General features: G+C 69.5%; 9 protein-coding genes. 5 read left to right on the top strand and 4 right to left on the bottom strand.

Going from position 1 to position 14951, the window contains the following annotated elements; all coding sequences use genetic code 11:
* Positions 1–180: 180 nt before the first annotated feature.
* Positions 181–4449 carry a discoidin domain-containing protein gene (locus ACWD1U_RS01785; protein WP_451103679.1) on the bottom strand — a complete coding sequence of 1423 codons (4269 nt, stop codon included), beginning with the start codon at positions 4447–4449 and terminating at the stop codon, positions 181–183.
* 197 nt (positions 4450–4646) lie between these two features.
* Positions 4647–4868 carry a hypothetical protein gene (locus tag ACWD1U_RS01780; RefSeq protein ID WP_451103678.1) on the bottom strand — a complete coding sequence of 74 codons (222 nt, stop codon included), beginning with the start codon at positions 4866–4868 and terminating at the stop codon, positions 4647–4649.
* A gap of 863 nt (positions 4869–5731) precedes the next feature.
* On the opposite strand from ACWD1U_RS01780, the gene ACWD1U_RS01775 reads away from it, so the two are divergent.
* The 5 genes from ACWD1U_RS01775 to ACWD1U_RS01755 all read left to right on the top strand — a co-directional run bounded on the left by ACWD1U_RS01775 (position 5732) and on the right by ACWD1U_RS01755 (position 13851).
* Positions 5732–7258: a glycosyl hydrolase family 28 protein gene (locus ACWD1U_RS01775; protein WP_451103677.1), complete on the top strand. Its 1527-nt coding sequence runs from the start codon at positions 5732–5734 to the stop codon at positions 7256–7258.
* Positions 7259–7476: 218 nt separating this feature from the next.
* Positions 7477–7623 (top strand): putative Ig domain-containing protein, encoded by a 147-nt coding sequence (locus tag ACWD1U_RS01770; protein ID WP_451103963.1) that lies wholly within the window; start codon positions 7477–7479, stop codon positions 7621–7623.
* Positions 7624–7637: 14 nt separating this feature from the next.
* A complete protein-coding gene (locus ACWD1U_RS01765; RefSeq protein ID WP_451103676.1) occupies positions 7638–10967 on the top strand; it encodes an alginate lyase family protein in 3330 nt (1109 codons plus the stop codon).
* A 25-nt stretch (positions 10968–10992) separates the two neighbouring features.
* Entirely contained in the window at positions 10993–12240 is a 1248-nt protein-coding gene (locus ACWD1U_RS01760) for an alginate lyase family protein (RefSeq protein ID WP_451103675.1), read from the top strand.
* Positions 12241–12351: 111 nt separating this feature from the next.
* Positions 12352–13851 (top strand): carboxylesterase/lipase family protein, encoded by a 1500-nt coding sequence (locus ACWD1U_RS01755; protein WP_451103962.1) that lies wholly within the window; start codon positions 12352–12354, stop codon positions 13849–13851.
* Here ACWD1U_RS01755 and ACWD1U_RS01750 read toward each other — a convergent pair.
* Together ACWD1U_RS01750 and ACWD1U_RS01745 are read right to left on the bottom strand one after the other, a co-directional pair.
* Positions 13823–14023 carry a DUF397 domain-containing protein gene (locus tag ACWD1U_RS01750; protein ID WP_451103674.1) on the bottom strand — a complete coding sequence of 67 codons (201 nt, stop codon included), beginning with the start codon at positions 14021–14023 and terminating at the stop codon, positions 13823–13825. The genes ACWD1U_RS01755 and ACWD1U_RS01750 overlap by 29 nt on opposite strands.
* Complete coding sequence (locus ACWD1U_RS01745) at positions 14020–14853, bottom strand: helix-turn-helix domain-containing protein (protein WP_451103673.1); 834 nt, start codon at positions 14851–14853, stop codon at positions 14020–14022. Before ACWD1U_RS01745 ends, ACWD1U_RS01750 begins: the two co-directional genes overlap by 4 nt.
* Positions 14854–14951: the final 98 nt, after the last annotated feature.

The following is a 14951-nucleotide window of genomic DNA, read 5'->3' as shown; positions in this document are numbered from 1 at the left end:
CGGACCTTGAAGAACAAGCTCAGAGGCGGATCCAACCCGGGCTCCCGCAACGACGCCGACACCCTCCCACCAAACGCGCCGTCGGCCTTCACCACCCACAACCAGGTGATGAAGGCCGACGTCACCCACAGGGGCCGGACCATGTGCCAGCAGTGTCCGGTACCGGTCCGGCCCCTTCGTTCACCCGGCGGCCACGAGTGCCGCCATGGCCGCGGTGATCGCGTCGGTCGCGGCGTCCACCTCGGCCTGCGTCGGGTTGGCACCGGTCTTGCGCAGGGCCAGCCCGGCTTCACGGGCCTCGGTCAGGTCCGCCCAGGACCCGGCGGTCCAGTCCGCCTCGGACAGAACGCCGGTCTCCTCCAGCAGGAGGTCGAGTCCGGTGACGTCCACCGGAACCCGCGTGAACTGGAGCTCGGCCAGGTTCGTGTAGCCGCTCGCCGAGTATAGCCGGAGCGCTTGGTAGCTGACGGGCGCCTCGAGCGGGTACTCGGTCCAGCCGCTGGAGGCGGGCGTCGAGAGGGTCAGGAACGTCTCCCAGGTCTTGCCTCCGTCGTTGGAGCCTTGGACCTTGAACCCGTTGGCCCGGTGCGCGTGTCCGGGGCGCGGCTGGACCTTGACGGTCTCGACGGGCAGGACGCGGCCGTCGTCCGGGAGGACCCGCACCCAGCCTTCGGCCGTCTTGGTGTCGGTGTACGTGGACGGGTCGCCGTCGAACAGGGCCCAGCCGTTGGCGGCCGCATCGCGCGAGCCGTCCCAGGACGGGCTGCTGGCCTCCACCCAGGACGGGTCGACCGGCATGATCGTCGAGGGCGGGTCCTCCAGGAGGTCCCAAGCCTTGAGGAGCCGCTCGGCGAGCGCCTGCTCGTCCGCGCCGTCCTTCTCGGCGGCCGCCTTGACCGCCTCCACTTCCCGGGTGAACAGGATCCCCGAGGCCCGCGAGTGCAGGCCCAGGTCGACCGCTTCGGCCCGGGCGAGCAGCTTGGCCAGGTCGAGGTGGACCTCGCCGTAGACCCGCAGCTCGGCGACGCTGATGATGGTGCCGTTGCGGATCCGCAGGTACCGGTAGGAGCCGTCGTCGAGCGAGGAACGGTTCTGCCAGTCGTGGGTGGTCTCGGACGGCTTGGTCAGCCGCGTCCAATTGACCAGGTCGTTCGATCCCTCGAGCGTCTGGGTCCACATGCGGGACAGACCGTAGCCGTCCTGGCGCGGCCGCAGCTCTGCCCGGTCGAGCGAGACCGACACGCCGTCGCTGAAGTCCCAGATCAGGTAGTACTCGCCGTCGACGGCGCGCACGTCGCTGGCGGTGCCCAGGTCGTCGTCGGTCATCCTCAGCCCGTGGCGGGACTTGTTCGAGTCGGCGTCGCCGTTGAGGTCGACGACCTCGCCGAGGGCGCCCAGATCGAGGTAGTCGCGCTGGTCGCTCGCCCACAGCTTCGATCCGTCGGTCGTCCCGTAGAACGTGTCGGCGGTCTCGCCGTCGGCGGTGGTGTGATCGATGCCGACGATGACCGTCCGGCCGCCGGTGACGCCATCGAGCACCGTCGAGGCGGTCCAGGTCTTGCCGTCGTCGCTGACGGCCTTGGCGCTCTGGCCGGCGATGGTGACCGTGACGTCGCTGATCGGCTCCTCACTGGAGAACGACACGGCGACCTCATCACCGGTGGTGACGCGGCCGATGGTCGCGTCGTCGGAGGACAGCGAGGCCTCGGCGATGCCGTTGACCGCTTCGGAGCGTTCGCCGTGGATGTGGAGCTCGGCGATCGAGAAGATGTCGGGGTAGGCCGGGTCGGTCTTCTCGCCGCGGATGTCGACCTGGACCTTCAGGAACCGGAACTCCTCGCCGGCTTGTTCGGCGACGACCGGGATGTGCTCCCAGTCGGACGTGTTCGAGGTCGCCCGCGCGGTCAGCAGCGTCCATTTTGCGCCGTCGAGCGAGCCGTACACGTTCGCGCCCTGGTACCGGTTGGGGAACAGGTTCCGCGCCCGCATGTCGAACTGCGATGCGGCGACCCGGTAGTCCGGCCCGAAGTCGAGCGTGAAGAACGTGCCGAGCATGTCGCCGCCGGTCGTGGTGTGATCGTCGTCGGCGAGGTTGCGCACCCCGTTCTTGTTGATCACCGTCGGCGTGACGATGCCGGTGAAGTCCAGCGTCCCGTCCTCCAGACGCGGGTTGAGCAGCCTGAGCGCGTCGATGGCGTCCAGCAGAGAGTCGAAGGCGGCGCGGAACTCCGCGTCGGTGCCTTCATCGTCGGCGACCTGCTTGACCGCGGCGAGCGCCTCCAGGTACGGCTCGTGGGTGACGGTGGTGTAGACGGCGTCCTCGTCGGTGCCGTCGGCGACCGCGTCCTCGATCATGCGGGGCCGGTTCTTGGACACCACGAGCTCGAAGGTGCGCGCCGTGATGGACTCGCCGTCGTCGGCGACGACCTGGACCGGGTAACGTCCGCGGTCCTGGGGGGTCGGCGTCCAGGTGACGGTCCCGGTCTCGGCGTCGAGCGACGCTCCGTCCGGGAGGCCGGCGGCCGAGTAGACGACCGAACCGCCCGCGTCGACCGCGGACAGGTCGAACGACGCCTTCACGTCCTGCCACCAGTAGTAGTGGTCCCGGGTCTGCTCGAACCGCGGGGCGGTGAGGTTGTCCTTGGCTGCGAACATGACGGTGTCGAAGTCGACGGTGACGCCCTCGGCGCCGGTCACGCGGTAGTAATGCACATTGGACCCGGTCGCCGGGTAGGTGATGTACCGCCATTCGCCGTGCGTGTCGGGCAGTTCCACCGTTCCGAGGGTTCTGGGCCCGGTCTCGTCCGGGTTCAGGCCGGACGGCTCCTCCTTGGAGAGCACATCGAGCGTGGCTTGGCCGTTGGTCCGCACCAGCACGCCGATGTCGCGGCCCGCGGGGCGCATCATCCGGCTGACGGCGCTGGTCGTGCCGTCCGAGCTCGCGTGGGCACGGGCGAAGGTGCGGCCGTCCTCGGTGACGATCTCGGTGCCGTCGTCCATCAGCAGGGCGTAGCGGCCGAACGAGAGCTCGGTCTCTTCGACGGGCGTCGGCTTCGTTCCCGCCAGTTCCTCGGGGAAAGCGACCCAGTACTCGACGCTCTTGTCGCCGGGGGCCCAGAAGTTCCTGGTGCCGGTCCCGTAGCGGAAGAAGGGGCCGTCCATACGCCGGTGCAGCTCTGCCAGCCACGGAGCATCGGCGTCGACGTCAACGCCTTCTCTGTACTTGTACTGGTAGTACAGCTCCGAGAGTGGGTCGAAGACCCGGCCGCGGTACGCCTGGGACAGCGTGCCGCCGGACTGTTGTTCGTCGACCCAGGGGATCCAGGCGCCCATCATGAAGCCGTAGAAGGCGTCCGCACCGTGCAGCAGGCGGTTGTTCAGGAAGGAGTAGGCGCTCACGGCGTCGTCGGCGGTCGAGACGGTGCCGTCGACGCGGTCGACCTTGGTGCCCTGGACGTCGAGGAAGCGGGCCAGGGCGGCGAAGTTGTCGATGTTGGTCTCGCCGTGGGCCTGGTCGCGGCCCATCTCGCGGACCTGCACGAAGTCCTTGCCGTAGGGGTTGAGCTTGTGGTCGGCCCCGATGAGCGGCATCTGCGTCGCCATCGCGCCGTTGTCGTAGCCGTCATAGGCGGAGTTCTTGGTGAACCACTCGACGCCCTTTGCGTAGCCTTTGACGTCGTCGGCATAGATCGCCGTGGCGATACGCCCGTACAGGCCGAAGTTGTGCTGGTTCATCCACTTCTTGTTGGAGAAGTTGAAGACGTCGACGATCGGGTTCGCGAGGTTGTTCAGGAGCTTCTTGTCGTCGTCGGCGTCCCAGGTCACGTCATAACCGTCGTGGGTACCAGCGGTGTCGTCGGGGACCGGTTCGGTGGCGCGGATGATCTCGGCGGCCATCAGGAACTGCGACAGCGGCTTGCCGGTGTGGATGTGCGCGTCGGGAAAGTAGGCGTAACCGTCGGGGTCCATGTTCGACCAGGTGCGCAGGCCCATGATCGCGCCCTTGCGGTACACCTCGTCACCGGTGTTGATCCACAGCAGCGCCTGGGTGAGGACCCCGAAGGAGTCGCGGGTCAGGCGCCCGCGCAGACTCCCTTCGGTGAAGGTCGACGTGATGGGGACCTCCGGCTTGTCCCTGACCATGTTGTCGACGGTGTAGCCCTTCTTCGCCCACGGCCGGACCTGCGTCATGGCATCGAAGTAGGAAGCCCAGGGCTCCTGGCCGGAGCGGACCATCTTCTGGGCGTTGCGCAGGTTCTCGGCCGAGAGGCCGACGCCGGGGTGGACGAATCCGGCGTCGCTGACCGTCTCGTGGATCTTGACCACATGGTCGGTGAGCAGGCTCTCGTAACCGTCGGCTCGGGCGGGCGCCGCAGCCGCCCCGGCAAGTCCCACCGTCAGCGCCAGTGCCGCGCCTATCGCGGTGATGCGCGATCTAGCGCGTTCCATGACTTGTTTCATCGCAGAGACCTTTCTGGGGCCGTGACGCGCCGGGCGCGGCACGGCATCCGGGGTTGTCGGGTATCGCGTCCGCCAGCCGGTGGCCTTGCGCCGTGTCCGGTGTCGAGGCCGTCGGCCGGCGGAGGTCCGTGAGGGTCCGTGGGCCGTGTCGGTGAGCGGGGTGATGTCCGCCTGCGGGGCGTCACTCACGTCCAGGCGGGCACGAGGGTGGGTAAGGCGCGGTAGTAGTAGTGGGAGCCGGCAGTGACCCTCCTGGCGAAGGCGTTGCCGTCGGTGCGCAGCGTGATTCCGGCGGTGTCCCGGCCGCGCGTGTGCTTCAGCGGCAGCGTGATCAGTGGCGTGGGAGCGGCGTCCGGACAGGCTCTAAGGGACCGCCGGTACCGGCGGGCGCACCGGTCCCGCCTCATACGCGATGACCGCCACTGCGGCCGCTCTCTCCTGCGCGCCGTTCATCAGCCCCTCTCAGGCGTTCGGACCATCTATAGAAACCGGTCTCTACGGAAGCTAAAGCCGACTACACGGCGGAACAATATGTCGGACGCGAGAATCTGCCGAAGCACCCAACACTCAAGGAAAAACCATGAAATTTCGGACCATCGAGGAGTAACGGACAGTGGCACGCTGGAGGGAACCGGTTTCCATAAAGCCGTGAAACAGTGTCAGACGCTGCCCTGCAAGGCGGTGCTGAGGACGGCGCGTTCCACGGCCAGGGCCTGTCGAGCTGCTTCGCGGTTCAGCTGGTGGACTGTGTTGTCCACCCAGACGCGCTTGTTGCATCTCCTGGATGCGCCGCGGTGGCGCATTTTCAGGTGGCCCAGGGAGAGTGTCAGGACGCGCTCGATGCGGTCCTCGTAGCCCTGGCGGGTGCACCGCTTGTGGCGACACTTCCGGGCGGAAGGCCGGCTGTACACCGCGGCTCCGAGCCCGCGGGTATGCCGCGCGGGCGGGGTCGGTGACCTTCTCCGCACGCAGCGGCCGGTCGTCGCCGCACGGGCAGCTCTTCGGGCCTCCGGGGGCTGTGGCCGCTCGTCGCTGAGGACGTGGCCATAGAAACCGGTTGTGTCGAAAACGAGCCGAACCCTTGACGCCATCTTCGCTCATGCCGCAGATTTCGGCGTGACGGATCAGCCCGTCGCCCACCCACCTCCTCCGCGAAAGCAGGTGGTCTCCCCGCACGCCCCGGCAGCCCGCAGAGGTGGCCGCACTCTCGGGCTTTTCCACCTTCGGCCGCAGACGGCCACCCCCGCACACGTTCCGTCAAGGAGTCCCCATGAGCTCGTCCCTCTCCCGGCGAACCGCCCTCCAGGCCGCTGGCGTCCTTGCTGTCAGCAGCATGGCCGCCGGCGTCGGGGGCACCGCCCAGGCTGCCACTGGAGAAACCGGTTCCCCCAGCGATACTGTCGTCATCCACCCGACTCTCCCCGAGGTGCCGGCCAACAACTCCTTCACCGTCAAGGTCCGGCCGGTCGGCGGCGGCTGGAAGAGACTCGACGTCTACCTGGCCAAGCTGGCGCTGATCGACGCCGTCACCGGCGAGAACCCGGTCCAGAAGTCCTCCTGGGCCGCCTTCGACTTCTCCGGCACCGTCGAGGTCGAGGTCACCTACAACCGGGGCGGCGCCGAGAAGTTCCGTATCCGCCCGGACTCGTACGACATCACCCCCGAGGTGCGCGGCGACACGGCGCGCTTCACCCTGGACCGGCCCCGCAACGTCGTCGTCCAGGTCGACGACAAGATCTTCGACTGCCTGCACCTGTTCGCGAACCCGATCGAGCAGGACGTGCCCGCCGAGGGCGACAAGCACGTCATGTACTTCGGGCCCGGTCTGCACACCCCCACCGACGGGGTGCTGAAGGTGCCCAGCAACACCACCGTCTACCTGGCCCCCGGTGCGGTCCTCGTCGCACACGTGAATATCGAGGGGGTGGAGAACTCCCGGGTGATCGGCCGCGGTGTGATCTACAACTCCAAGTGGGGCGCGATGTTTGTCCGCAAGTGCGAGAACGTCACGATCGACGGCATCACGATCCTCAACCCCCGGTACGAGAACATCCGGGTCGCCGAGTGCCAGAACCTCACCATCAAGAACCTGCGCGCCTTCAGCCGCGAGGGCTGGGGCGACGGCATCCAGCTCTACTGCTCCGAGAACGTCACGATCGACCGCTGCTTCCTGCGCACGTCCGACGACTGCATCGCCCTCTACACCCACCGCTGGGACTTCTACGGCGACACACGCAACATCACCGTCAAGAACTGCTCCCTGTGGGCCGACGTCGCCCATCCGATCAACATGGCCGTGCACGGCAACCCCGACCCCGCCGCGCCCGAGATGCTGGAGAACCTGAACTTCGAGAACATCGACATCCTCGACCACCGTGAGCCGCAGGTGAACGCCCAGGGCTGCATCGCCATCAATGCCGCCGACGGCAACCTCGTTCGGGATGTGAGGTTCGACGACATCCGTGTGGAGGACTTCCGCTGGGGCCAGCTCGTCCACATGCGGGTCGTCAACAACCCGAAGTGGAACAAGGCGTCCGGCCGCGGCATCGAGAACGTCTACATCAAGGACCTCAGCTACAACGGCAAAAACGCCGACACGTCGATCATCGCCGGGACCGACGCGGAGCGCACCGTCAAGGACGTCACCTTCGAGAACCTCCGCGTCAACGGCAGGGTGATCCGCGACAGCGGGGGCAAGCCGCGCTGGTACCTGGCCTCGGACGGCGTGCCCATGTTCGTCAACGAGCACGTGCAGAACCTCCGCTTCCTCACCACCGCGGAGGCTGCAGCCCTGTAACTGCCGACGGCCGGCCCCGGAGTCCTCCCGGCGGGGCACCGGGGTCGCGCATGCGTCCCTCTCTTGTCGAAGCGCTCCTGGGCGCCGCATACAGACCAGACGTCTCACTCGGCCCTGCCCGGACTGGCCCAACGGCCAACTCACGGCGCCTATCAGGCCTACGGCGCCCCGCCGCCACCGCAGGGCGGGCGCGCTGCCGACCTCGTTAGGCCGAGGAACTGCCCAAGGGCCTGACGATCGACGAGAAGACCGGCCTCGTCTCCGGCATCCCGCAGGTCCCCGGCACCTACACGGTCACCGTCAAGGCCACCAACACCGCGGGTACGGCGACCGAGTCCGTCAAACTCACCGTCCAGAACGCGTAAGCCAGGAGTCATCCGTGCAATCCCTCAACCGACGGACGTTTCTCGGCGCCGCGGGGCTCGCGGGCGTGGCCGCCGGCGGACTGTTGTCCGCCGTCGCCATGCCCGCCTGGGCCCAGGCCGCCGAGCAGGCGTACGCCTTCACTCACCCCGGGCTGCTGCACTCCCGCGCCGACCTGGAGCGCATGCGGTCCGCGGTCGCCGACGGGAGCAACCCGATCGCCACCGGATTCGCGGCCCTGGCCGCCGACTTCCGCTCCCAGCACACCTATGCCGTCCGCAACACCGGACAGATCCGCACCTGGGGCCGCGGCCCCACCGACAACACCAGCCAGGCCGTCACCGACGCGGCCGCCGCCTACCAGAACGCCCTGATGTGGGCGATCACCGGCGACGTCCGGCACGCCGACAAGGCCCGCGACATCCTCGACGTCTGGGCCACCTCCCTCACCGGCATCACCGGCGCAGACGGCCAGCTCGGCGCCGGAATCCAGGGCTTCAAGTTCGTCAACGCCGCCGAGATCCTGCGGCACTCCGGATACGACGGCTGGCCCGAGGAATCCATCAGCCGCTGCGAGCGCTCCTTCACCGACGTCTGGTACCCGGCCCTGTCGGGCTACTGCCTGTACGCCAACGGCAACTGGGACCTCGCCGCGCTGCGCACCATCCTCGCCATCGCCGTCTTCTGCGACCACCCCGTGATGTTCGAGGACGCCCTGCGGTTCGCGGCCGCCGGCGCCGGCAACGGCTCCGTGCTGCACCGCATCGTCACCGCCGCCGGCCAGGGCCAGGAGTCCGGGCGCGACCAGGCGCACGAGCAACTCGCCGTCGGCCTGCTCGCGGACGCGGCCGAGGTCGCCTGGCAGCAGGGCGTGGACCTGTACGGCTTCGCCGAGAGCCGGATCCTCGCCAACTTCGAGTACTTCGCCCGCTACAACCTCGGCGACGACTCGGTTCCGTTCACGCCCGACCTCGACCGCACCGGCAAGTACGTCAAGACGGCCGTCTCCGACCGGCAGCGCGGCGCGTTCCGGCCGGTGTGGGAGATGGGGTACGCGCACTACGCGGGCCGCCTCGGCATGCCCGCGCCGTACACCGAGAAGGCCGTCTTCCGGGGCCCGAACGGCACCCGCGTGACCGAGGGCTACCACGAGGACCACCCCGGCTGGGGCACCCTCACCTACGCCGGTACGAAGGCCGCCGCGCCGGGCGCGCCCACGGCACCCGCGGGCGTCACGGCGACGGGTGCGGACCGGGCGATCACCGTGTCCTGGCTGCCGTCCGCCTGGGCGAGCGGCTACACCGTCCGCCGGGCCACCAGCCCCGACGGGCCGTACGAGACCGTCGCCTCCGGCGTCTCGAAGCCGACGTACACCGACCGCGGCGTACGCACCGGCCGCACCTACTACTACACCGTCAGCGCCGCCAACTCCCGTGGCAAGAGTGGAGGTTCGGCCTGGGCGTCGGCGACCGACGGGCTCCCCGAGCCCTGGTCGAGCCGGGACATCGGGAACGTAAAGATCCCCGGCTCGGCCGTCTTCGACGGCGAGCGGTTCGTGCTGGAGGCGTCCGGCACCGCCGACACCCACCGCCTGGTCTCCCTCCCGCTGCGCGGCGACGGCACGATCACCGCGCGGATCGTGTATCCGCTCAGCTCCCAGTACTCCAGGATCGGCGTCACCGTCCGGGCCGGCCTGGAAGCGGACGCGGCGCACGCCGCCATGCTGATCCAGGGCCTGCCGCTGCACACCTGGAGCGGCGTATGGTCCGTACGGCCCGAGGCGGGGGCCGGGATCAAGGGCACCGGCAGCACACCCGTGCCGCCGTCCCAGCAGCAGGCGATCACCACGAGCGCCGGCTTCCCGATCTCCTCCTTCGGCACCCTGCCCGAGTCGGCGACCCCGCTTCAGGCCCCGTACGTCGAGGGCGCGGGCGACGGCTACCGGATGCGTATGCCGTACTGGGTCCGCGTGACCCGCCGGGGCGACCGCTGCACCGGCGCCGTCTCCCCGGACGGCATCCGCTGGACCGAAGTCGGCTCCAGTGACGTCGAGTTGGGCGTCACCGCCTACGTCGGTCTCACCCTCACCTCCTGCCTCGGCGTCGCTGAGGACTACGCCGAGACCGGCACCGGAGCCTTCGACAACGTCAGCGTCGCCTCCCGGACCGCCGGCGAGGTCTGGTCCGTGCCCCGCCCGGCCACCGCCGCCGGCGACCTGCGGGCAGTCGCGGGCGCCGACGCGGTCGAGCTGGCCTGGACCGACCCGGACCTCTCGGCCCGCTACAAGGTGCTGCGCGCCGCCGCGGCCGACGGCCCCTACGAGACGATCGCGACCGGCATCGGCGCGGTCGGCTTCGGCACCCGCGTCCGGTACGCCGACGCCACCGGCACGCCCGGCACGACGTACCGCTACGCCGTCGCCAAGACCAACTGCGCCGGACGCGGCCCCCTGTCGGAGACCGACACGGCGACGATGCCGACACCCTCCAAGCCGCAACTCACGTCCGCCACCACGGCGTTCGCCAACAAGGGCGAGCCCTTCAAGCACGTCCTGCGCGCCTCGCACGAACCGATCCGGTTCGCCGCGGACGGGCTGCCCGACGGCCTGCGCGTCGACCGGCGCACCGGCCTGATCTCCGGAACACCCACCGACACCGGCGAGTTCGAGGTCACCACCATGGCGGGCAACGCCGCCGGAGACGCCAGAGGCACCCTCACCCTTACGGTCGGCACCCCGCCGCCCGCGCCCTGGACCTACGGTGACCTGGGCGACGTCGTCCTCGACGACCGCGCCTACGGCACCCTCGGCGTGGTCGCCGTCCGCACCCCCGGCAGCACCGCCCACGAGGAAGGGACCTTCGTGGTGCGGGGCGCCGGGGCCGACCTCACCGTCAACAACCAGGGCATGACCGGGCAGTTCGTACGACGGCCCGTCACCGGCGACTGCGAGGTCACCGCCCGCCTTGTCTCCCGCGCCGGAGCCACCGGCGACCGGGTCGGCCTGCTCATGGCCAAGTCCCTGTCGCCGTTCGACCAGGCGGCCGGGACGATCGTCACCGGCGGCACGAGCGCCCAGCTGATGCTGCGCACGACCGTCGCCGGCCGGTCCACCTTCACGGGCAACGGAGCGGTCACCGCCCCCTGCCTGCTGCGGCTGAAGCGCACCGGGACGCACTTCACCGCATCCGTCTCGTCCGACGACGGCGCCACCTGGACCCCCCTCGCCGGCGGAGACATCCCCGGCTTCGGTGACGCCCCCTACTACGTGGGCCTCGTGGTCTGCTCCCGCAGCCCCCTGACCCACAGCACCACCGAGTTCGACGAGGTGAGCATCACCCCCATGTAATCCTCCACGGATCGGAGAACCCCACATGAGCCGCACTTCCCCCCACACCCACCACGAGGGCGGCCAGGTGAGCCGCCGCGGTCTGCTCAAGACCGCCGGCGGTCTCTCCGCGGCCCTCGCCCTCGGCACCAGCGCCACCGCCACCACGGCGGGCGCGGCCCCGGCGGCCTTCACCCACCCCGGCATGCTGCACAACGCCGGCGACATCAACCGCGCCAAGGTCAGGGTCGCCGCGGGCACCGACCCCTGGGCCTCCGGCTGGCGCAGACTGACCGCCAACTCCCACTCTGCGTCCACCTGGACGCCCCGCCCCACCGCTACGATCATCCGCGGCGGCGACGGCCAGAACTACCCCCAGCTCTACAACGACATCCACGCCGCCTACCAGAACGCGCTGCGCTGGCACGTGGGCGGCACCGCCGCTAACGCCGACTGTGCCGTGCGCATCCTCAACGCCTGGTCGTCCACGCTCACCGAGATCACCGGCAACGCCGACCGGTACCTGGCCGCCGGCCTCTACGGCTGGCAGTTCGCGAACGCCGCCGAACTCATGCGCGGCTACGCCGGGTTCGACCTCAACCGGTTCAAGACGATGATGCTCAACGTCTTCTACCCGCTGAACGACCGGTTCCTGCGCGAGCACAACGACGCCTGTATCACCAACTACTGGGCCAACTGGGACCTGTGCAACATGGCTTCGATCATGGCCATCGGGATCCTGTGCGACGACGGCGCCAAGTACGACCAGGCCGTCGACTACTTCAAGAACGGCGGCGGCAACGGCCAGATCCGGCGCGCGGTGCCGTTCCTCTACCCGGGCGTCGAGGGCTACGACCTCGGCCAGTGGCAGGAGTCCGGCCGCGACCAGGGCCACACCGTCATGGGCATGGGCCAGATGGGCGCCCTCTGCGAGATGGCCTGGAACCAGGGCGACGACCTGTACTCCTACGACGGCCGCCGCTTCATGAAGGCCGCCCAGTACGTCGCCAAGTACAACCTCGACATGAACGTGCCCTACACCACCTACACCTGGGGCAGCGGCCAGAACTGCGCCCAGCAGTCACAGACCGTGATCGGCTCCGGATCCCGCGGCCAGGTCCGCCCGGTGTGGGCGATGCTCCACTACCACTACGGGCGGCGCCTGCTCCTCGACGACAAGTACATCGCCCAGATGTGCTTTTCGGTCGCCCCCGAGGGCGGAGGAGGCGACTACGGCACCACCAGTGGCGGATTCGACCAGCTCGGGTTCGGCACGCTGATGTACGCCAAATAGCGGTCAAGCCGGTTCGTGCACCGGAATACCGGTGGACCATGTGGTGCTCTGGTAGCACCGGTGCACGAGCGCGGCGAAGGGCTGGTGGGCGTATGACGGCAGGCTAGACGGATCCCGTGGTCAGGAGCCCGTACGGGGGCCGTACGCGGCAGGTACGAGCGCGGAGTCGCGGTCTTCCGCGGCATTCCGTACGCGGCGCCCCCGTTCGGCCCTCGCCGTTTCCGCCCACCCGTTCCTCTCCCGCCCTGGGACGGCGTCCGCGACGCCGGCGCCTTCGGCCCCACCTCGCCGAAACCCCCGTACTCCGAGGCCTTCGCGCACTACCTGTCCGACCCGGTCGTGCCGGGCGACGACTGCCTCAACCTCAACATCTGGACCCCGCAACCGGCCCCCGGAGCCCGGCTCCCCGTCCTCGTCGGGCTGCACGGCGGCGCCCTGACCAGGGGATCGTCCGCCGTCCCCGTCTACGACGGCCATGCCTTCGCCCGCGACGGCGTGGTGTGCGTCTCGATCAACTACCGACTGGGCGTGGAGGGCTACGGCCTGTTCCCGGACACGCCCCCGAACCCCGGCCTGCGCGACCAGATCGCCGCCCTGACCTGGGTGCACGAGGCCATCGAGGCCTTCGGCGGCGACCTCGGCCGCATCACCCTCTGCGGCCAGTCCGCCGGGGCGATCAGCGTCGGTGCCCTCATCGCCGCCCCGCAGACCCAGGGGCTGGTCCGGCGGGCGGTCCTGCAGAGCGGGCCGCCCGAGGCGTCCGAGCGGGCCAAAGTGCGCCGGGTGGTGCGCCGTATGGCCTCCCGGCTGAAGATCCCCGCCACCGCCGAGGCCTTCGCCGCTGTCGACCGCGAGCTGCTCCTGCACACTCAGGCCGAGGTGGGCAAGCTCAGCAGCCCGGTGGTCGGCGGCCCCGCCTTCGGCATCGTCATCGACGGCGACACCGTCCCGCGCGACCCCCTGGAGGCCCTCACCGAGGGCGGCGCCGCCCCGGGCGTCGAGCTGATGATGGGGTGGACCCGCGACGAGTACCGGCTGTGGCTGGTCCCGGGAGGCCTCCTGGAGCGCGTCGACCGCCTCGGGGCCGTCGCCTTCGCGGGCGCCATGGCCCGCTGTCACTGCGGCAGCGAGGTCCCGCGCGGCTACCGCGCCCTGCACCCCGAGGCGCGCACGGCGGAAATCGTCGGCCAGCTCGTCACCGACCACCTTCTCCGCATCCCCCTGCACCACTTGGCCGACGCCCGTACGGAACCGTCGTACGTCTACGAGTTCGCCTGGCCCTCGAACCTCCCCGACCTCGGCTCCTGTCACGCGCTGGAGCTCGGCTTCGTCTTCGACACGGGGGAGGTCCCGGAGTCCCGCAAACTGGCCGGGGAAGGCGCCCCGCAGGACCTGGCCGACGCGATGCACGCCGCATGGGTGCGTTTCGCCGCGGACGGCGACCCGGGCTGGGAGCGCTGGGACGCCGCCCACCCGGTGCGCGTCTTCGGAGACCGCGCACCGGACGCCGAGAACGGCGTTGCCTACACGGCGTACGGCCCCCGGGACCGCGAACTCGCCCTCTGGGCGACCGACGCCGCGCTTATGCCCGCGGGGCGTATGTTCCGCTGAGTGTGGACAGGAAGGCGGTCCAGGTGGCGGGGGTGACGGTGAGGTGGGGGGTGGTGGGGGTCTTGCTGTCGCGTATGTGGACGGCGGTGGGGCCGGTTGATACTTCGACGCAGTTGCCGCCCTCGCTGCCGCTGTAGCTGGACTTGAACCACTCAGGTGCGGTGCTGCTCATGCCTCTCCCAGAAGACGGTCCAGCAGGTCCCTCGTGTCCTCGGGGGTGAGGGCCTGTGACCGCAGCATCGCACACTTCTGCGTAAGGATCGCCACCTCATCAGGGTCGGCGATGAGCTGGCTGCCGCGCTGGTTCTCCGTGTAGACGAGCCGCTGGTGTTCGGGCGTTTCGAGCAGGACGAACGGGCCATCGAGGGAGGCGTGGCTGGTGCGATTCAGCGGCAGGACCTGGAACATGAGGCCCGGCAGTTCCGAGCACGCGCGCAGGTGCCGCAACTGCTCGACCCAGACCTCCCTGCCGCCGATGGGCGCTCGTAAGACCGGCTCCCAGACCACGAAGCAGGTGATGGGCGGGTTCTTGCCTTGCAGGATCCCCTGGCGTTCTATGCGCGCCGCCACCAACTGGGCGATCGTGTCCTCGTCGTAGAACGGCACGCGGCTGCGGAACACCGCCCACGCATACGCCTCCGTCTGGAGCAGCCCCGGCAGCACCTGGTTCTCGTAGGACGAGATCGCGATCGCCTCTCGCTCCCGGTCGAGGAACTCCTCTGCCCAGAGCGGTACGAGATCCACCTCCGGCATCTCCGACAACGCAGCCACCAACGCCCCCTTGGTATCCAGGAGTTGGTCCAACTGCTCCGCGAGATCCATCTTCAGCGGTCGTCTGCCCTGCTCGATGGACGCGATCTGCTGCTCCCCGACGACGAAGATCTCCCCGAGGGACTTCTGCGTATACCCGGCCGCCTCTCGGAAGAGGGCGAGCAACGCACCCACCATCTTCATCGCCGAGGCGTTCCTGCGTGACCGTCGTGACCGTGCCGTGGTGCTCATGGCGGCGAACTCCCCACCCGCGCGCGTACTTGCACTGTTGCGCGCACGTACAACCTGGCTGTACGAGTGCGCGCTCTGTTCCATGATGGCCACGGAGT

Source organism: Streptomyces sp. NPDC002788, assembly GCF_053592115.1.
The sequence above is the reverse complement of the archived record's forward strand: the minus strand, read 5'-3'. Positions and strand labels throughout refer to the sequence as shown.